Below are 19582 nucleotides of genomic sequence, written 5' to 3' on the forward strand. Positions count from 1 at the left end.
CGGAGGGATGAGGGGGCGCGGCCGGCGGGGGAGCCAGAGGCTGGTGGCGTGGGTCAGGGAGTGGTGCCCCGGGTGCCGCCGTCCCGTGCCGAGGACGGTGGCTGCGGGGGTGGGCCGGTCTCGTCGGGCGACGCGGTGGCGCCGGTGCGCAGGCGGCGGGCGGAGTATCCGGCCAGGCCGACGGCGAGGACGAGGGTGCCGCCGTAGAAGAGGGGGATCGTCCAGAAGTCGGCTCCCATCTGGCCGATGCCGGTGAGGCCGACGGCGAGCACGGCGACGGCGACGAGTGTGCCGAGGGCGTTGGGGCGGCCGGGTCTGATCGCGGTGGAGCCGAGGAGGGCGCCGACGAAGGCCGGCAGCAGATAGTCGAGCCCGAGGCTGGGATTGCCGATCTGCTGCTGGGCCGCGAGCAGCACACCGGCGAAGCCGACGATCAGTCCCGACGCGGTGAACGCGTAGACGGTGTACTTGCGGGTCGGGATGCCGACCAGTTCGGCGGCGCGCGGGTTCGAGCCGACGACGTAGAGGTACCGGCCGAGCGGCAGCCGCTCCAGCACCAGCCAGAGAACGATGGCGAGAGCGAGTACGTAGAAGGCGGGTACCGGAAGGCCGAGGAACCTGGAGTCGTAGAGATCGGTGAACGCGGCGGGGAGGCCCTGCGGGCCGGGGACGATCCGGCCGCCGCCGGTGACCCAGCCGGTCACGGCGTACAAGATGCTGCCGGTGCCGAGGGTGGCGATGAAGGAGTCGATGTGGCCGAACTCGACGACGACACCGTTGAGGACGCCCACGACCGCCCCTGCGGCGATCACCACGAGGCAGGCCCACGGCCAGGACCACCCCTGGTCGACGATGAGATGGAGCACCATGACGTGTGCCAGGCCGAGGCCGTAGCCGATGGAGAGGTCGAACGCGCCGGTCACGATGGGGACGGTGGCGGCGAGCGCGAGGACGGCGGGGATCGACTGGTTGGAAAGGATCGAGTCGACCGTGTCCCGCGTGGGAAACGTACGCGGCAGGGCGAGGGAGAAGACCAGGAAGAGCAGGGCGGTGAGGGCCAGAAGGCCGTAGGCGCTGATCAGGTGCCCGGCGGGGCTCCGCCGGTGTGGCCGGGAGGGGGACGCGGGGGAGGGCGGGGCGGTCATGAGGCCGTCGCGGTCGCGGAGGGCGGCAGGGCCGAGGCCGCCCGGGTGAGTCCGGCGACCGTGAGGGCCGGACCACTCAGCTCGGCCGTCACGGTTCCGCGGACGAGCACCAGCGCGCGCCGGCAGACGCCCGCCACCTCTTCGAAGTCGGTGGAGACGAGCAGCACCGCGAGGCCGGCGGCCAGCGCCTCGTCGAGCAGGCGGTAGACGGCGGCCTTGGCGCCGACGTCGACGCTCGCGGTCGGCTCCTCCAGGATCAGCAGGCGCAGGCCCGGCCGGAGCCATCGGCCGATCATGACCTTCTGCTGGTTCCCGCCGGACAGCGTGCCGATGGGCGCCTCGGTGTCGCGGGGACGCACCGAGAACCGTTCGATCAGGCCCGCCGCCTCGGCGCGTTCGCGTCGCGGAGCGATCCAGTGCAGCACCGTCAGCCCCGCGGCGCGCGGGTTGGCCAGCAGGTTCTCCCGTACGGTCAGCTCGGCTGCGCACCCCTCCCGCTGTCTGTCGCCGGGCACGAAGCCCACACCGAGGCGGACGGCGTCGGCGACGGTGCGGGGGCGATACGGCAGGCCGCCGAGGAGGACGCGGCCGTCGAGGAGGGGCCGGGTACCGGCGAGGGCCCGGCCCAGGTCCATGTGCCCGGCGCCCGAGAGGCCGACCAGGCCCAGTACCTCCCCGGCCCTGAGTTCCAGGCCGACCGGCCCCGCGCCGGCGGTTCGTACGCCGTCCAGGGTCAGGACGGGCGGACCGTCGGCGGGAACCGTGCCGGGGCGGTAGCGGGCCAGTTCCCTGCCGACGATGTCACGCACCAGACGGGCGGGACTGCGCTCCGCCGGAGTGCCGCGGCTGACGAGACGGCCGTCGCGCAGGACGGCGAAGGCGTCGGCGACCTCGTACACCTCGTCCAGCCGGTGGGTGACGTAGAGGAGGCCGTGCCCCTGGTCGCGCAGGGCGTGCAGGACGTGGAAGAGCCGGGCGCAGTCCGCGGCGGGCAGGCGAGCGGTCGGCTCGTCGAGGACGATGAGCTTCGCCCGAGCGGACAGGGCCCGGGCGATGGCGACCAGCGAGCGCTCGGCGGGGGAGAGGCGGGCGATCGGCGTGGCGGGGTCGAGGTGTCCGGCGACGGTCCGCAGGGCCTCGGTGCAGTGGTCCTGGGTGCGCCGCCAGGAGATCAGTCCGGCGCGGCGGTGGTAACCGGTGCTCAGGGCGATGTTCTCGGCGACCGTCATCCATTCCACGAGACCGAGATCCTGGTGGATGAAGGACATGGCGCGTGAGGCGGCATGACTGCCGAGGGGGTGCCCGTCCACCGTGATCCGTCCGGCGTCGGCGTGGTGGACGCCGGCGAGCACTTTGATGAGGGTGGACTTTCCGGCTCCGTTGGGGCCGAGGAGGGCGAGGACGTTGCCCGCGCGGATGTCGAGGTCGATCCCGTCCAGGGCCAGGGTCCCGCCGAACCGCTTGGCGAGCCCGCGGATGCGGACCAGGGGTTCCGCACAGGTGTCGGGAGCGTCGTGCACGGACATCTCCGAGGGTCGGCCTGGCGAGTTCTTCCCGACTGTCGCCACCGATCCTAGTGCGGCAGTTCATCTCATTTCGGATATTTGCCGCACCCTGTGCCACCAACGGGTCAGCGGCGCCGTCTGTGTCAGATACCGCATTCGGCCCAGATGACCTTGCCCTGAGGCAGGTAGCGGGTGCCCCAGCTCTGTGCCAGCTGGGCGACGAGGAACAGGCCCCTGCCGCCTTCCTCGGTGCTGGCCGCCCGGCGCAGGTGCGGGGCGGTGTTGCTGGTGTCGGAGACCTCGCAGATCAGATTGCGGTCGTGGAGCAGCCGCACGCGGATGGGGCCGGAGCCGTGGCGGATGGCGTTGGTGACCAGTTCGCTGAGCATCAGCTCGGCGGCGAACGCGGCCTCGTCGAGTCCCCAGTCGGCCAGCTGCCGCATGGCGCGGGCGCGTACGTCGCTGACCAGGGCCGGGTCGGGCTGCAGGTCCCAGCTGGCGATGCGGTCGGGATCCAGGGCATGGGTGCGGGCGACGAGCAGGGCGATGTCGTCGCCCGGGTGGGCGGGCGCCACGCTGTTCAGGACCACTTGGCAGGTCTCCTCGGGCGTGCGCTCCGGGTGGGCGAGGGCGCGGCGCAACTGGTCCAGGACCCTGTCGACGTCGCGGTCGCGGTCCTCGATCAGTCCATCGGTGTAGAGGACCAGCTGACTGCCCTCGGGGAGGTCGACCTCGACGGCTTCGAAGGGCAGGCCCCCGAGGCCGAGCGGAGGCCCGGCGGGCAGCTCGGGGAAGGACACCGTGCCGTCGGGGCGGACCAGCGCGGGGGGCGGATGCCCGGCGCGGGCCATGGTGCACCGCTGCGTGGTCGGGTCGTAGACGGCGTACAGGCAGGTCGCGCCGATGATGTCCGCCGCGTCGGTGGTCGGGTCCTCCCGGTCCAGGCGCCCCACCAGGTTGTCGAGGTGGGTGAGGACTTCGTCCGGGGGGAAGTCGAGTTCGGCGAAGCTGCGTGCGGCGGTGCGCAGTCGGCCCATGGTGGCGGCGGAGAGCATGCCGTGGCCGACGACGTCCCCGACCATGAGGCCGATCCGGGTACCGGAGAGCGGGATGACGTCGTACCAGTCCCCGCCCACGTCGGACTCGGCGGGCAGATAGCGATGGGCGACCTCGACGGTGTCCTGGTCGGGCAGGCCGCGCGGGAGCAGGCTGCGCTGCAGGGCGAGGACCATGGAGCGTTCGTGTGTGTAGCGCCGGGCGTTGTCGATGGACAGGGCGGCCCGGCTGGCCAGTTCCTGGGCCAGCGAACGGTCGTCGTCGCCGAAGGGCGCGGGGTCCTGCCCGCGGTAGAAGGCGGCGACGCCCAGGACAACGCCACGGGCCACCAGTGGAACCGCGATGAGGGAGTGGACGTGGGCCAGCAGCTCCCCGGAGTGCTCGGGGTCGTGGGCGAGCCAGCCCGCGGCGATCTTCAGGTCCGGTTCCAGTACCGCCTCCCCACTGGTCAGGGAGCGCAGCTGGGGTGTGGTCGGGCCGTAGTCGACCTGCTTGCCGACCGGATGGAAGGGGCAGTCGTCGCGGATGCCGTGGACCACCGTACGGCGCAGGTCGCCATGCGGGTCGGCGGACTCCTCCCCGCGCAGTACGGCCTCGGGCAGGTCGATCGTGACGTAGTCGGCGAGTTGCGGCACCGCCGTCTGGGCCAGTTCCTGGGCGGTGCGGCGCACGTCCAGGGTGGTGCCTATGCGCGTACTGGCCTCGGACAGCAGCTCCAGGCGGCGCCGCGCGGCGAGGGCGTACTGCCCCACCTGCGGTTCCCCCACGAGCAGCAGCTGTCGCGACGGAGGCACCGGTACCGGGTGATCGTCTTCCGCCCCGACAGCTGTGCCGCCTCGGCCGCCCGTGACGATCAGGCCGGGCGCGGCGACGGCGTCGGCGTCGGCGGGTGGACCCCCGCGAGAGGCGGCGGGCCCGGCGAGCCGGTCCGGCACTTCGTCGATCCGCCGCGAGACGGTGAGGGGATCGCGTGGCGCGGGGCCGGGCAGGACGGCCTCGACGGCCAGGCCCTCCACCCCGGTGGCACTCGTCATCGGGCGGCTGAGCAGGGTGACGCACCGGCCGTCGGACAAGGGGACGTAGACGGCGGCCCGCTGCGCGCAGGAGATCAGCTCGGTGGCCTTCTCCATGAGGATCGCCCGGTCACCGGAATGCGGCCCGAGAGCCAGTTCGTCCAGGCCGATGGTGTGCTCCCGGCCTACGGCGGCCTGGGCCTCGGCCTCCAGATAGACCCGCAGCAGAGCGCGCTCGCGCGCGGAACTGTGCCTCAGCAGCCGCCGCTCGATGGCCCGCGCCGCCTGGCCGATCACGGTGGCCAGCGCGGGGTCGTCGAAGCTGCGGGGATAGCCGAGGCACAGGACTCCCTCGATCCGGCCGCTGAGCGGATCCCGCACCGGAAGCGCACGGCAGGCGCTGCCCTGGGAGCGCTCGGCGAAGTGCTCGGCGCCGTAGACCCGGATGAGCCGGCGCTCCGCCAGCGCGAGCCCGATGCCGTTCGTGCCGGCGAACTGCTCGGCGAACACGAACCCCGGCAGGCGCTGGATCGCCGGGAGGCTGCGGGCCAGGGACGCCTCTCCGAAACGACGCAGAAGGACCGTTCCGCTCGCATCGGCGACGCAGATGTTCATCTGGCTGCCGGCGAACTCGTACTGCAGCCGGTCGAGCACCGGTACGGCCGCGCGGATGATCCGTGCCTCCGTGTCGACGTCGTCCCGGAAGGGGAGGTCGAACCCGTCCGGCGAGAGCCCGAGGGTCCGGCAGCGCTGCCACGACGTCGAGATGGAGGTGCGTACGCCCGCTTCGACCGGCCCGCCCTCCAGGAAACGCTCACGCGAGCGGACGGGCCCTGTGCCGCCTGCCGCAGGCCCCGTCGCCCTCGGCGCCCCGTTGAACCGAACCACGGTTGCTTCGCCTCACCACTCGCGATCGTCTGCCTTCAGAAAAAAGCTGACATAGTCGAGAATACGGACATTGGGGGTTTCGGTCACGGCGCGATGGATTGTGCATGTGCATGACCGGTTGCGGGTGGTGTCGGTCGTGCGCGGCTGTCACAGGACCGCCACCGGATTGACGGGTGAGCCCGTCCCGCCCGGGACCTTCAGCGGCGCCACGACCAGCAGGAACTCAGAACGCCCGGCCTCCGCGGTGGCGGCGGAGAGGGCTTCGAGATCGAGGTTGTCCAGCAGCGGCACCCCCATCGCGGCCACGGCCAGGACATGGACCGGCGAGTGCACGCCCTCCACGGGCGAGGGCCGTACATCGCTGTCGCCGTCACCGCCCAGCAGGACGACGCCACGCTCGGCCAGCAGCGGTACGGCGTCCACATGAAAGCCCGCGCTCGCCGTGTCGGGGTCCCAGGCCCCCAGCTCCGCGCGGCGGCGCACGTGCCCGGACCGCAGCAGCACCGCGTCACCCTCGCCGATCACGACACCGAGCGCCCTCTCGGCGGCGGTGATGTCCGCCGCGCGCACCGCCTGGCCCGGCTCCAGCCAGCTGATCCCGAGGACGGCCGGGAGATCGAGGAGCACACCCCTCGTGACCAGGGGCCCGAGCGCCGACACCGCTCCGAAGCGGGCGCCCGCGGAGCCGACGACGTCGACGGCCGTCCGACCGTCGTAGAGCTGCCCCCGGTAGGCGATGTGACACAGGGCGTCCAGGTGCGTGATGCCCTTGCCGTGGAAGTCGGCGGCGATGAAGTCCTTGTACGTGGAGGGTTCCGGACTCTCCGCGTCACCGAGATCGGTCATGTGGTGCAGAGCGGGCTTGCGGTTGTCCGGGCCGGGCCGGGTGTTCCAGGGCAGCGCCAACGGGACGACCGTCCCGGACCGCACCACGGCCGCGGCCCGCCGCACGTGGTCCGCGGTCACCCGGTTCCAGGCGCCGCGGTCGGCCGGGGTCCAGCGACCCCATGTGCGGACCGCCTCGAAGAGCGCGTCGAACTCCCGCCGGGAGACGGCGGGCCCGTTGCCGGCGACGGCCGATCCGGGGTCGGGGGCATCGGCGGACTTCGAGGTCATCTGCACTCACCGTTCTCCCGGCGTGCGGCGGAGGCGCCCGGCGCTCGTGATCGGTTCCACCTTTGCACAGTGACGGCGCCGGGGAACGGATCAGCTCACTATGCTGCGCAGTGCGCGCCCCGCGCCATGAATGCCTAGGTTCCCGGCGCCTCGGCGGCCGGGTGGTCAGGGAGTTCCATGGACCATACGGACTACTACGATCTCGGCACCCACGGCCGCCCCGTGACGACGTCCTCCCCCGAGGCGCAACTGTGGTTCGACCGCGGACTGAACTGGACGTACGCCTTCAACCACGAAGAAGCCGTCACCTGTTTCGAAGCCGCCGCCGCGGCCGACCCCGACTGCGCCATGGCGCACTGGGGCATCGCCTACGCGCTCGGCCCCAACTACAACAAGCCGTGGGACTTCTTCGACACGCAGGACCTCGCACGCACCGTCGAACGCACCCACGCCGCGGTGGAACTCGCCCACGACAAGGCGGAGGCCGGCGCCACGCCCGTCGAACGAGCCCTCATCGCCGCGCTGCGTGCCCGCTATCCGCAGACGGAGGCGGCCGAGGACTGCTCCGTGTGGAACGCGCCGTACGCCGACAGCATGCGCGCCGTCTACGAACTCGCGTCCGGCGACCCCGACATCGCCACCCTGTACGCCGACGCGCTGATGAACCTCACCCCCTGGCAGCTGTGGAACCTGCGGACCGGCGAGCCCGCCGACGGCGCCCGCACACGCGAGGCCCAGGCCGTCCTCGACCGGGCCGTCGCGACCGATGCCGGGGCGGGCCACCCCGGCATCCTGCACATGTACATCCACCTGATGGAGATGTCCCCGACACCCGAGGCCGCGCTTCCCGCCGCCGACCGGCTGCGCGGCCTGGTGCCCGACGCCGGCCATCTGCAGCACATGCCCTCGCACATCGAGGTGCTCTGCGGCGACTACCGTCGAGTGGTGTCGGACAACAGCGACGCGATCGTCGCCGACGAGAAGTTCCACGCACGGGCCGGGGCGATGAACTTCTACACCCTGTACCGGTCGCACAACCACCATTTCAAGATCTACGGCGCGATGTTCCTCGGCCGGTCCCGGACCGCTCTGCAGGCCGCCGCCCGGTTGGAGGAGTCCATCCCGGAGGAACTGCTGCGCGTTCAGAGCCCGCCCATGGCCGACTGGCTGGAAGGGTTCCTCGCCATGCGGGTCCACGTGCTGATCCGCTTCGGCCGCTGGAGCGACATCCTGCGGCTGCCCATGCCCGCCGACCCGGAGCTGTACAGCGTGACCACGGCGATGCTGCGCTACGCCCGCGGAGTCGCCCTCTCCGCGACCGGCCGGGTCGCCGAGGCCGAGGCCGAACGCCGGCTGTTCCGCGAGGCGTTGGCCCGGGTGCCGCCCACACGCATGCTGTTCAACAACACCTGTGCCGACATCCTGGCGATCGCGTCGGCGATGCTCGACGGCGAACTCGAGTACCGCAAGGGCGCTTACGACGCCGCCTTCGCCGCGCTCGAGCGGTCGATCGACCTGGACGACAACCTCCCCTACGACGAGCCCTGGGGGTGGATGCAGCCCACGCGGCACGCCTACGGTGCCCTGCTCCTGGAGCGCGGACGGGTCGCGGAGGCCGAGGCGGTCTACCGGGCCGACCTCGGACTCGACGACAGCCTTCCGCGCGCCTTGCAGCATCCCGGCAACGTCTGGGCCCTGCACGGCTTCCACGAGTGTCTGGTCCGGCTGGGCAAGGCGGGAGAGGCGCGGATCGTGGCCCAGCAGCTGAGGATCGCCGCCGCGATGGCGGACGTGCCCGTCGAGGCGTCCTGCTTCTGCCGCCTCGACGCCGTCTCGGGCAACGTCGGCACAGGTGGTTGCTGCGGCTCGGAGCGATGAGCCGTCCGCACCCGGCGTCGCGTTGCCCGTGGCCCGGCGCCACGGTGCCCGTGATCGGCGGCCCGGCGGAGGAGGGCACGGCCCGTCCGGCGCGCGCAGCCGTGCCCCGGGTGACAGGATGTGCCGGGTGTCCGTCATTGCCAAGCTGCAGATCAAGCCCGGTCAGAACGTCGCCGTCCTCGGCAAGCCCGACGACGTCCACCTGGAGATCGAGGCCGCGGGCGACGCGGCCTCGGCCGACGCGGTACTCGCCTTCGTGACCACGTCCCACGACCTTCTCGGGGCGGGTGCGCAGGCGGCGCTCGCCGCCGCGCGGCGCGATGCCCTCGCCTGGGTGGCCTACCCGAAAGGCGGAAAGCTCGGCACGGATCTGAACCGCGACACCCTGGCCGCCGCGCTGTCCGAGCGCGGCGTGCGCCCCGTGCGGCAGATCGCCGTCGACGACACCTGGTCGGCGCTCCGGTTCCGCCCCGGCGACTGATCCCCGGCAGCACCACCGGTCTCCTCGTGGTCGAAGCCGGCCGGGCGGCCGTCCACCGCCCGGCCGGGGCACCGCTCCGCTCGGGTTCAGCGCAGGTCGACGACCGTGCGCAGCTTGCCGCTGGTCGGGGTGCGCTCGAAGGTCTCCCTCCGCACGCTCTGCACGGCAAGGGACAGCAAGCCCTCCTCCAGCGCTGAGGCCAGCTCCGGGACCTCGGCGGTGAGCGTGCTGCGGGTGAGGCCGGGGTCGGGGGCGTACTGCTCGTCGAGCCGGACCGTCAGCTCCTCCCGCTCGGGGCCGGACGCCACCGACAGCTGCACCTCGCCGTGATAGGCGAGCCGCTCCGCCAACGCCCGTACGATCCGCCGGTAGTTGAGGAAGTACGTGCCCACGCGCACCACATCGCCGTAGCGCCCGAGCAGCTCCAGCCGAGGCACGGTGCTGCCGCAGGCGCATGTGCCCTCCACGGCACGTCCCAGATCGCCGATCTCGTAGCGCTCCAGGCGCTGACCGGCCCGGGCCCGGGAGGTGAAGACCAGCCGTCCCGGTTCCCCCGGGGCCACCGGCCGGTCCTCGCGCGGGTCCAGGATCTCCAGCGTGTGCAGCTCGGTCAGCACATGGTGGACCGAGCCGTCGCAGGACACGCACTGGTAGCCCAGAGGCCCGAGGTCGGTGCTGCCGTAGGCCGCGGAGCGGATCACCTCCACCCCGAAGTCGTCGGTGAGGACCCTGCGTTGTTCTGCGGTGAAGTGCTCGCCGCCGTAGAACACCTTGCGGATGCCGCCGTAGGCACGCAGCCGGTCGGCCTCGGCGTGGAGCAGCTGCCACAGGTAGGACGGCATGCCGAAGAGCGTGTCGGCTCGGTGGGCGACCAGCGCCTCGGCGACCATGGCGTGGTCGGGGCCCGCGGCGATCGGGAACTGGGTGGCGTTCAGCCGCTCCAGGATGGAGAAGAAGCTGATGAAGCTTCCGTACATGCCGCCGCTGTAGAAGAGATTGGCCGCCCGGTCCCGTGCCGGGTCGAAGCCGGCCGCGAGCAGCCCGTCCGCCGAGGCCCGCATCTGGTTGTCGTAGTCGTCGCAGGTGAACACCGACAGGGCGGGTGTGCCCGTGGAGCCTCCGCTGCGGAAGTGCAGGTGGGCGTGGCGCGGGTCCAGGCCGGCGAGTGCCCGCTGCACGCCCTCCTTGCCGAGCAGCGGCGCGTCGGGCGCGGGCGGCAGCACCGGCGACGCCACCAGGTCGTCCAGACACGGCACCGTACGGAAGTCCGGGTCGGTGGCGCGTACGCTCACCCTGCGGCTGTAGCGCTGCAACGCGTAGACGCCGTCGTGCGGTTCGCCCTCGTAGCTCTCCAGCATGGAGCCGACCGCGGTGACGCGGGTGACGCCCGCGGCGAACATCGCGCGGGAGAGCGCGGCCACGTCCGCGCGGTCGCCGCCGATCGCGGCGGTCTGCAGATAGCGCCGCATGGGGCGCAGGGTCGCGGTGATCGCGTGCCGGGGAAGCGGTTTGACCCAGACGCTGCGGTGCAGCGGCGAGGCGTCCAGCGCGGAGCGTGTGTCGGCCAGGACGCGCCAGGAGCCGTCCTCGGCGGCGAACACGCGGGTGAGGCCCAGGTGCTGTTCGAGCCGGGCGAGCTGCTGCACGGTGGTGATCTCCGCCTGCTCGGCGGGGCTCGGCGCGGGCGGCGTGTGCTCGGCGGACACCTTCGCCAGCCGTTCGGCGAACCGGCCCGCGAACGCGAAGAGTTCCTCGGCGTCGTCGGTGACGTCGGTGTCGAGATACACCACCTGCGGGCTGGAACACGCCTGCTGTTCGAATCGGCAGACGTCTTCGGCGAGCGCGTCGAGCACGCCGTCCTCGGACGCGGCCTGCCCGGTCAGATAGGCGAAGGAGATCCGGTGGCCCCATTCGACCACCCGGCAACCGGGCTGGGCCAGTTCGCCCGCCGCCCGCACCGCGTCCTCACCGCCCCACACGGCGATCGCGTCCGCGGGCGCGCAGACGGCTTGCAGCCATTCACGGCGCGCGGAGGGGAAGCGGAGCGCGACGACGCGCTCGGCGATCAGCCCGGACGGGTCGGCCGCACCGAGCGCGGCGAGCACGTCGAGGGCGAGGGCCGAGTCGGAGCCGCTGGTCTTCAGCACGTTCAGGTTGCCCGCCAGCAGTCCCTCGACGACGCTCAGCGGCGCCACGGTCGCGGCGTTGCCCGGCGCGATGTGCGCCAGCAGGCCGACGGGCGCCCAGGCCTCGTACACCGTCTCGCGGGCATCCGGCCGGGCCAGCCGCTCCGGCCGCAGGCCGCCCAGCTCCCGCCGCACCTTGCGCTCCAGCGCCTCCCGGGTGAGTGCGCTCGCCAGCTCGGCCAGCACGGTCCGGGCCTCGTCCGCGGGCAGTTGCCCGGCCAGCCGGCCGTACAGGGCGCAGGCGGGATCGGCCAGGTCACGGCTGAGCGCGGCACAGGCGCCGAGCACCACATCGGTGGGCAGGGGACGCGTCAGGACCCGCGCGGCCAGCTCGGGCAGACCGGCGAGGCGCCGGCCGGCCTCGGCGTCGTCGACGAACTCGCCCTGCCAGAGGTGGAGTACGGAGGTGATCACGACATTCCCTTCATCAGTTCGGCGGCGGCGACCGCGCAGCTGCGGTTGCGGCTCACCCCGGCACGGCCGTGCACGGTGAACCAGTCGGTGGACAGCGGACAGGGACACTCCTCGCCGGGGTGCAGCGACGCGAGGTCGCCCATCACCACGCTCTGCGCGGGCACCGAGGTGATGTAGGGGCTGACCAGGTGCAGGAAGCCGCGATCGCCGTACGGCAGGGGACGCAGCGTCCCGGTGTCACGGACGGCCGCCCGCGACCACACCGGCACATGCAGCCGGTGATGGGCGCACTCGACGTAGGGCACGCAGTGTTCGACGGAGCCGAACGTGTCGCGGACGCGCTCCGCGGGAATCCCGAGGCGGTCGGTGACCTCGGCGTAGAAGGCGTCCTTGCCGATCTGGCGGTCGGCGTGCCCCTTCCAGCCGCCGCCGAGCACCACCAGCGATCCCTCGGGCAGCCGCAGCGGCGGCAGCCCCATCGCCCGCATCCGCTCCAGGGTGAAGTACAGGAACGCGGGGAAGCCCAGGATGCGGAGCGGCACGTCGTCCTCGGCGTACCGCCGGAGCGCGGCGATGCAGCCGTTCACGTCGAACTCGTGGCCGGTGCCAGTGTGCCGCAGGGCGTGCGTGGTGTGCCGGGCCGGGGCGAAGTCGCACAGGTAGTTGTCGGTGAACGAGGTGCCCAGCTGCAGCGCCGGAGCCGGCTCGTAGCTGTACAGCAGGTAGTTCACCGGCTGCCCGGGGGTGATCCAGCCGTAGTGGTCGAAGATCCGGGCCACCATGCGCTGGGCCGAGCGGATGGTCCACTCGTCGAAGAACATCTGCGACTTCTGGCCCGTGGTGCCCGAGGAGGTCAGATGCAGGGAGACCTCGTCGCGGGGGATCGACAGCACCTCGTGCCGCTTGAAGAAGGCGGCGGGCACCAGTGGGGTGCGCACTCCGTCGCCGACCGTGGGGGCGGGTGCTTCGGCCGGGTCATCGAGCAGGGCGGCGAAGAAGGGGGAGCGCCGGGCGTGCCAGGCGTTGACCTCCGTCATGGCGGCGGCGAACAGCGCGTCGGTGCCGGGGCCGTCGGCGTACGGCTCCGCCAGGTCGCACAGGCGCTGCACATGCCCGAGCGCCGCCGGATCGGGAACCTCGACGGGAGCGAGATGGGGTTTCATCGGGACACCTCGTGAAGGGGCAGATAGGTGGTGGTCCAGGCGCTCAGATAGGCACCGAGGTACGGCTGGAGCAGCGGGCTGACGGCGGTCGCGCGGAAGTCGATCTGACGGCTCGTGCGCGAGAGCACGACGTAGTCGTGGAGCCGATCGCGGATACGGCGCATCGCGGGGTAGACCGCGCTCGGTACGAATCCCGAGGCGAGGAACACCTCCAGTGCCTCGGTGTCGGCCAGCGGCAGCAGCGCCTCGACGTAGTCGGCACCGGCCCGCGCGACCGACGCGATCACCGCCTCCAGGGTTCCGGCCACCGCGGACGGACGGGGGTGGACCGCGACCAGCGCGCAACTGCCCGCCACGGGATCGAGGTCGGCATACGCCTCGAAGCGACCGTCGGCGGCCACCAGGACCGCGTTGGGCGTGTGCAGCGGGAAGAAGCGGTCGTCGGCCGCGGGGAACAGCTCCAGGAAGCGGCGGCGGGTGAAGGCCGGGGCCGCGATCAGCTCGATCGGCGCGTCGCCGGTGACCGCCGCCGCACCGCGGCGGGCAGCGGGCCGGGTTCGGGTGTAGTCGATGCCGACGCCGCAGGAGGCGGCGGACAGCAACGCCGACAGCCGCTCGGGCACGTTCGCCACGGGCTCACGGCACTCCAGCACACCGTCGGCGTAGCGGGCGAACAGCGCGAGCGTCTCGCAGCCCTCGACCTCGACGGCGTTCGGCAGCAGGCCGAGCGGCCGGAATCCATTGCGTACGACGACCTGCTGCGGGCCTTCGGTGACCAGGCGGACGGTGGCGTACACCGAGTCCAGCGGGCCGTCGGCGAAGGCTTCGTCGCAGACCGCCCCGGTCAGCCGGGAGGCCAGACCGCCGCCACGATGGCCGGGGTGCACCGCGAGACCGACCAGTTTGCCGATGCGGCCGCCCGGTTCGGTCTGGACGACCGCGGAACCGACCAGGTCGCCCGTGTGGGTGCGGGCGGTGAGCCAGTGGGCGGTGCCGTCGGTGATCAGCCGGCGCATGACCGCCGGTTCGCTGCCGAGCGGCACCGGATAGCCGTGCCCGTACACCTCGAAGTACAACTGCCGCAGCTCGGCGATGTCCTGGACGGACGCGGGGGACAGGACGGTGTTCACGAGGCTTCTCCCGCGGGTACCGGCGTCGCCGCGTCCGGCCTGCGCCGACCGGCGGTGTGCGAGCGGCTGCCGAGCCACCACAGGGCCAGCGCGACCGGCACGAGTCCCGCGCCCTGCGCCAGACACAGTGTTCCGGCCGGCAGACGGTCGCCCAGTGCGCCGAACACCAGCGAGGAGACGGGGAAGGTGGCGCCCAGCACCGCCTGCATGACCGCGAAGAACGCCGGTTTGTCGTCAGCGGGCACCATGCGCTGGAACAGCGCGACGAACCGGACACCGATCACGCCGACGCACCAGCCGGCCACCGCCATCGAGGCGAGGGCCGCCGCATGTCCGGCGAACAGGCCCGGCAGACCCAGGGCCACGGCCATCATGCCCAGGCATGCGCTGCCGACCGTGACGGGACGGCCGGGCAGGCGCCCGCCCGTGAACGAGCCGAGCAGAGTCCCCGCGCCGAGGGCCGTCTCCAGCGAGGCGACGGTCGAGCCGCTCGCGTGCAGCACCTCCCGGGTGTACAGCGGCATCACGACGTAGACGGCGGTGGTGAAGACGTTGGCGGCGGCGAAACAGACCAGCACACGACGGATGAACGGCAGTCCGGCCAGTACCCGGCGCAGCGTGCGCCGCTCGGGGGCCGGGCCGTCTGCGGCGCCGCGGTGCGGAAAGCGCGTGGAGCCGATCAGCAGGGCGGCGAGCAGATACGCCGCGCCGCTCGCGGCGGTGACGCCGGTCAGCGCGCCCGCGTCGACCACGATCGGGCCGAGCAGTCCGCCGCACAGTCCGGCGACGGACTGGGTGGACAGTTCGAAGCCGGTGGCCGACTCGATGTCGGCGTCCTCGACCAGTTCCGGCACCGAAGTGGTCAGACACGGATCGAAGACCGCCTGACAACCGGCCAGCACCAGCCCCACCCCGTAGGCGGCGGCCAGGGGCAGGGCTCCGGCGCCGGCCAGAACGGCCGCCGTCACGGCGACCGCGCCCGCCACGGTGGCCGCGCTCGCCAGCACCGCGCGGTGTGCGCACCGGGCGACGATACGGGCGATCACCGGGGCGAGCGCCACCGCGGGCAGGGTGCTCACCATGAGGAACAGGCCCGAGTCGAGCCCGCGGTGCTCGCCGCCCGCGAACCCGACGAGCCACCAGACGGCGCCCACCTGGAACATGCGGCTCGCCGCCTGGGTGAGGAGCTGGCCGGCCCAGACCCGGCCGAAGGACGGATTGCGCAGCACGAGCGGCAGGCGCCGACCGCGCGCGGACGCCGCGCTCACGTGTGCGGCCGTTCGTCGACGACCCGGATGAGCTTGCCCGAGCGGGAGTTGACCGCGAGATCCTGGTGCTGCACCCATTCGACGCCGAGCGGGTTCACGTGCCCGGAGGCCGTCGCTCCCGCATAGAAGGGCCGCTCGGCGAGAACCGTCGCTACGACGGACTCCCCCAACGCGGCAGGAGGCTTCCCGGGATCGGCGACCGCGAGCCGCAGCACCAGGCCGTCCCGGCCGTCCCGGCGCCGCACCACGAGCTGCAGTGCCATGACCTCGCCGCGGGTGTCGGCGGCCGTGACGATGCCATGGACGTCCTCGGTGTGCAGCGAGACGGGGCCGACCCGCACGCCTTCCTCGGCGCGCCCGAGGATGCGGAAGACACCTGCCTCCCGGTCTACCCACTCGGCCCGGTCGCCCGCCGGATAGCGCAGCACGGGCATGAGCCGTCTGCGCAGGTCGGTGACGACCAGCCGCCCCGGCACTCCGTTGCCGTCCACAGGCTCGTCGGTCTCGTCGCAGAGGATCTCGACCACTGTGTGCGGGGTGAACGCGCGATGCACACGCGGATCCCCGCCGGGCACGGCCTCGCCGAGGAGCCCCGCGTCGACGCTCGCGTAGCCCAGGGAACGCGGTTCGGCATTCGGGAACGCCTTTTGGAGCAGCGGGAGTTGGTCGCCGAAGAGGCATTCCCCGCCGAAGAGGAGCAGCTCGACGTCGGGCAGGGTCCGGCCCGCGTCGGCCAGGCGCGCGGCGAGCGAGCACAGTGTGGTCGGGGTGCCGGCGACGGCCTGGACCCGGAACTCCTCCAAGGTCGCCGCGGTGGATTCCCAGGGTGTCGCGCCGCCGATGGGCAGGCGGACGTTGGCCACGGGGGAGCGGTGCAAGGAGTCGAGGACGAAGGTGAAGCTCGCGTACAGGTCGCCCGCGTAGAAGAGATCGGCGACCCGGTGGCCGGGCCGCAGCCCGGCGTGGACGAGTCCGGCGCCGAACGCGGTGGTGAATTCGCGCCATTCGGTGCGGGTGTAGTAGGAGAACTTCGGTGACCCCGTGGTTCCGCCGCTGCGGAATACGACCGCTTCGTCGAGCGGGGCGGTCAGCAACCGGTTGTCTCGCGGTGTGTTGGCTCGCCAGAAATCTGTCTGGGGAACCACCGGGAGATCCGTGAGGCACGTCACGTGATCGGCGAGGTCGGCGTAGAGCTCGCGGTAGAAAGGTGAGTTGTGCCGGGCGAAACGTATGAGTTCCGCAATTGGTTGAACGGGCATCAATTCCTGCTCGAAGGCGTGGACCACCGGCATGGGAAAGCCGGTGGAGCGCGACGGCATACGTCCACTGACGTGGGCTTCGGTCGCTGAAGGTATGAGGAAGTGGACGCGCTCGTCACGAGCGGGCGTCCGGAGGCGAGTTTATCTCACCATTCGGAACGGGCTTGCGCCAATTGGCCACCCGTGCAGGGGGCTTGAATGTCTCGCCGACGGATTGCGGGGAACTCGGGTTCCCTGGTGGATCGGAGACGGTGATCACACCCAACGTGTCACCTATAACTGCTCTTTGAGGACGACTCAAGGAACCCTTATGGAAAGTGCGGTCCTCGGCGATGCTTAGATGGCCGGAATACGATTCCGCCCGCTGTGAAGAAGGTGAGAGATCAAGGATCCGCCGTCGTCGACGACCCGTGGGCCGGGCTCGGCCCGGTGGACGCGCAGCAGCGCTCGGCCCTGCGCGCCGCTCGGCCGCGACGGCGCCGTACCTCACCCGAACGGCGGTCCCCGGGGCGACCGGGATTTCCTGTCGAAGAAGTGTTATCCGAGGCGCCTCGAGCGGTCTCCCAGGTATCGGACACAATCGTGCGGTCTCGAGGACAGGAAGCATGGGTATGAGCACGCAGGACGCGACGGAGACGGCGGCACTGGTCACGGCCGCCCGCGAGGGCGACACGCAGGCACAGGACGCCTTGGTCAACGCGTACCTCACCCTGGTCTACAACATCGTGGGCCGGGCTCTGAACGGCTCGGTGGACGTCGACGACGTGGTGCAGGACACCATGTTGCGGGCGCTGGACGGGCTGGAAGGACTGCGCACTCCCGAGCGTTTCCGCTCCTGGCTGGTGGCCATCGCGATGAACCAGGTCCGGGAGCACCGGCAGAATCGTCTCTCCGCCCCTGGTGCGGTGGAGGAGGCCGCGGACCTGGCGGATCCGGGTGCCGACTTCGTCGATCTGACCGTCGTCCAGCTGCAGCTCACGGGGCAGCGCCTGGAGACGGCGCGGGCGACCCGCTGGCTGGAGCCCGACGACCAGGAGTTGCTGTCCCTGTGGTGGCTGGAGTGCGCCGGCGAACTCACGCGGGCCGAGGTCGCCGCGGCGCTGGATCTGTCGACTCAGCACGCGGCGGTCCGGGTCCAGCGGATGAAGGCACAGCTGGAGGCCGCCCGCGTGGTGGTACGAGCGCTCGACGCACGTCCGCTGTGCGAGGAACTCCGGGTCGTGCTGGCCTCCTGGGACGGCAGGCCCTCGGCGCTGTGGCGCAAGCGAATAGCCCGGCACGCCCGCGGCTGCACACGCTGCAGCGGGCTGTGGAGCGGACTGATGCCCGCGGAGGGGCTGCTGGCCGGGCTGGCACTGATCGCGGCGTCGCCCGTACTGCTCGCCGCGATGTCCTCCGGCTCCGGAGGCCTCGCCCCGGCCGGCGCCGTCGCATCGCCGGGCGGCCCGGATGGCGGCGCGGGTCCGGTTTCGGGCCCCGGACGGCGTGGCGCACGGGGCAGGACCGGTTCGCGCAGCCAGTCCCGTCGGCGTCGGCGCACGCGCCGCCGGGCCGTCGGCGGCGCCGTCGTCGCGGCCTGCGTGGCGGGAGGCGGTCTGTGGTACTTCGGTACCGACTCGGGCACCGGCGCCGACCGCCCGAACGCCGAGCGCAGCACGGCCGTCCCCATCCTGGACCTCTCCACCCCCGGCGCCGGGGACGGGACGCCGTCGCCCTCGCACTCTCCTTCGCCGTCCCCGTCCGTGACCAAACGGAAGAGCACGGGCACCGCGAAGAAGGCGAGCCCTGCCCACACGAGCACACCCGCACCTCCGAAACCCGCCCGCCAGGCTCCTCCCGCGGCGAGCACACCGCAGGCTCAGCCGGATTCGGGTGACGTCGCCGGCCAGGTGGTCGCGTTGGTCAACAAGGAGCGGTCAGCCGCCGGCTGCAGTCCGCTGACCGAGGACGCGCAACTCCAGAAGGCGGCCCAGGGCCACTCCGACGACATGGCCGCGCGCCACTTCTTCGACCACACCAACCCGGACGGCGCGGATCCCGGCCAGCGGATCACCGCCGCCGGCTACCGCTGGTCCACCTACGGCGAGAACATAGCCCAGGGCCAGCAGACCGCCGCAGCCGTCATGCAGTCCTGGATGAACAGCTCCGGCCACCGGGCGAACATCCTCAACTGCTCCTTCAAGAACATCGGCGTGGGCGTGCACAAGGGCGCGGGCGGTCCCTGGTGGACGCAGGACTTCGGCGCCAAGATGTGACGCACCCCGGACGGGGCCCTCGCGCCGCCCGAGCCGCCGAGCCGACGCCGCAGGCGCGACCCGGTCGTCGCCGCGCCCGGCCGGGTGCTCGCGCGGGCGATTCGGCCGTCCGTCGCGGGACCACCACGCCCGGGCTCGCGCACCGGAGGTCGTAGCGCGGACGTCCCGGTGTCCTGCTGTGGGCGCCGTGCGGGTCAGTCGGCGCCCAGCGCGGTGAGGAGGCGGGCGCACCGGGCCGTCATCTCGGCCGCGCTCTGGTCCGGGTGCTCGGACCACCACCGCATCACGGCGGTCACGCTGTACTGCCAGACGTGGTTGAGGAGTTGATGGTCGAGCGGGTCGTCGTGTCCGGCGCGGGTGAGCAGGCCGGTGGCGCCCGCGGCCCCCATGGCGGCGAGTCGTCCGCGGTAGTGGTTCACGGCGTCGCGCATCTCACCGGCCGGCGGCAGGGCCGGATCGTAGAGGACGGACCACGCGTGTCGGCAGCCTTCGACCGCGGTGAAGACCGCGGCGAGGGTGTCCAGTGCGTGACCGGTCGTTCCGCTGCGGGACCGGGCCGCGGCCACGGCCTGCACCAGGAGGTCGCCCACCCGGTGCACACAGGCGAGGTAGAGGCCGTCCTTGGAGTCGAAGTAGCTGTAGATCAAGGGCTTGGAGATCCCCGCGCGCCGTGCGACGGCGGCGACGGAGACGCCCGCGTAGCCGCGTTCGCCGAACTCCTCCACGGCTACGTCGACGATCTGCCCCTCCCGGTCGGCGCGAGAGACGCCCTTGGTTCCGGCCTTGCCCATGGGCCGTACTCTAGCCCACCATGTGACCGCGCGG

13 protein-coding genes are annotated in these 19582 nt (G+C 72.3%); 3 read left to right on the plus strand and 10 right to left on the minus strand.

All coding sequences use genetic code 11. From position 1 onward, the window contains the following. Nucleotides 1–53 precede the first annotated feature (53 nt). From AQI95_RS05265 to AQI95_RS05280, 4 genes are all read right to left on the minus strand, one after another. Nucleotides 54–1145 carry an ABC transporter permease gene (locus tag AQI95_RS05265; protein ID WP_067118056.1) on the minus strand — a complete coding sequence of 364 codons (1092 nt, stop codon included), beginning with the start codon at nucleotides 1143–1145 and terminating at the stop codon, nucleotides 54–56. Beyond that, nucleotides 1142–2671: a sugar ABC transporter ATP-binding protein gene (locus AQI95_RS05270; protein WP_107121545.1), complete on the minus strand. Its 1530-nt coding sequence runs from the start codon at nucleotides 2669–2671 to the stop codon at nucleotides 1142–1144. Before AQI95_RS05270 ends, AQI95_RS05265 begins: the two co-directional genes overlap by 4 nt. 122 nt (nucleotides 2672–2793) lie before the next feature. Further along, a complete protein-coding gene (locus AQI95_RS05275; protein WP_067118060.1) occupies nucleotides 2794–5607 on the minus strand; it encodes a SpoIIE family protein phosphatase in 2814 nt (937 codons plus the stop codon). Between the two features lie 147 nt (nucleotides 5608–5754). After that, a complete protein-coding gene (locus tag AQI95_RS05280; RefSeq protein WP_067118763.1) occupies nucleotides 5755–6723 on the minus strand; it encodes a cyclase family protein in 969 nt (322 codons plus the stop codon). Between the two features lie 177 nt (nucleotides 6724–6900). Between AQI95_RS05280 and AQI95_RS05285 the strand changes: the two genes are divergently transcribed. Together AQI95_RS05285 and AQI95_RS05290 are read left to right on the plus strand one after the other, a co-directional pair. After that, nucleotides 6901–8601, plus strand: coding sequence for a tetratricopeptide repeat protein (locus AQI95_RS05285; protein ID WP_067118063.1), 1701 nt, complete (start codon nucleotides 6901–6903; stop codon nucleotides 8599–8601). A 127-nt stretch (nucleotides 8602–8728) separates the two neighbouring features. Then, complete coding sequence (locus AQI95_RS05290) at nucleotides 8729–9082, plus strand: hypothetical protein (protein ID WP_079071057.1); 354 nt, start codon at nucleotides 8729–8731, stop codon at nucleotides 9080–9082. 86 nt (nucleotides 9083–9168) lie between these two features. On the opposite strand, the gene AQI95_RS05295 is transcribed toward AQI95_RS05290, so the two are convergent. Genes AQI95_RS05295 through AQI95_RS05315 form a run of 5 tightly spaced genes read right to left on the minus strand, consistent with a single transcriptional unit; the run spans nucleotide 9169 to nucleotide 16502 of the window. Next, complete coding sequence (locus tag AQI95_RS05295) at nucleotides 9169–11682, minus strand: acyl-CoA reductase (RefSeq protein ID WP_244188629.1); 2514 nt, start codon at nucleotides 11680–11682, stop codon at nucleotides 9169–9171. Beyond that, nucleotides 11679–12845: a LuxE/PaaK family acyltransferase gene (locus AQI95_RS05300; protein ID WP_067118068.1), complete on the minus strand. Its 1167-nt coding sequence runs from the start codon at nucleotides 12843–12845 to the stop codon at nucleotides 11679–11681. The genes AQI95_RS05295 and AQI95_RS05300 overlap by 4 nt, the downstream gene beginning before the upstream one ends. After that, nucleotides 12842–13975, minus strand: coding sequence for a GNAT family N-acetyltransferase (locus AQI95_RS05305; protein WP_067118770.1), 1134 nt, complete (start codon nucleotides 13973–13975; stop codon nucleotides 12842–12844). Before AQI95_RS05305 ends, AQI95_RS05300 begins: the two co-directional genes overlap by 4 nt. Beyond that, on the minus strand, nucleotides 13972–15243 hold the full coding sequence (locus AQI95_RS05310) for an MFS transporter (RefSeq protein ID WP_067118071.1): 1272 nt from the start codon (nucleotides 15241–15243) through the stop codon (nucleotides 13972–13974). The genes AQI95_RS05305 and AQI95_RS05310 overlap by 4 nt, the downstream gene beginning before the upstream one ends. Further along, nucleotides 15240–16502 carry a phenylacetate--CoA ligase family protein gene (locus AQI95_RS05315; RefSeq protein ID WP_067118773.1) on the minus strand — a complete coding sequence of 421 codons (1263 nt, stop codon included), beginning with the start codon at nucleotides 16500–16502 and terminating at the stop codon, nucleotides 15240–15242. Before AQI95_RS05315 ends, AQI95_RS05310 begins: the two co-directional genes overlap by 4 nt. A 611-nt stretch (nucleotides 16503–17113) precedes the next feature. On the opposite strand from AQI95_RS05315, the gene AQI95_RS05320 reads away from it, so the two are divergent. After that, nucleotides 17114–18757 (plus strand): sigma-70 family RNA polymerase sigma factor, encoded by a 1644-nt coding sequence (locus tag AQI95_RS05320; protein ID WP_067118074.1) that lies wholly within the window; start codon nucleotides 17114–17116, stop codon nucleotides 18755–18757. Between the two features lie 194 nt (nucleotides 18758–18951). Here the strand turns inward: AQI95_RS05320 and AQI95_RS05325 are convergent, their stop codons facing one another. After that, complete coding sequence (locus AQI95_RS05325) at nucleotides 18952–19548, minus strand: TetR/AcrR family transcriptional regulator (protein WP_067118077.1); 597 nt, start codon at nucleotides 19546–19548, stop codon at nucleotides 18952–18954. Nucleotides 19549–19582 lie beyond the last annotated feature (34 nt).

Source organism: Streptomyces yokosukanensis, assembly GCF_001514035.1.
Lineage (GTDB): Bacteria > Actinomycetota > Actinomycetes > Streptomycetales > Streptomycetaceae > Streptomyces > Streptomyces yokosukanensis.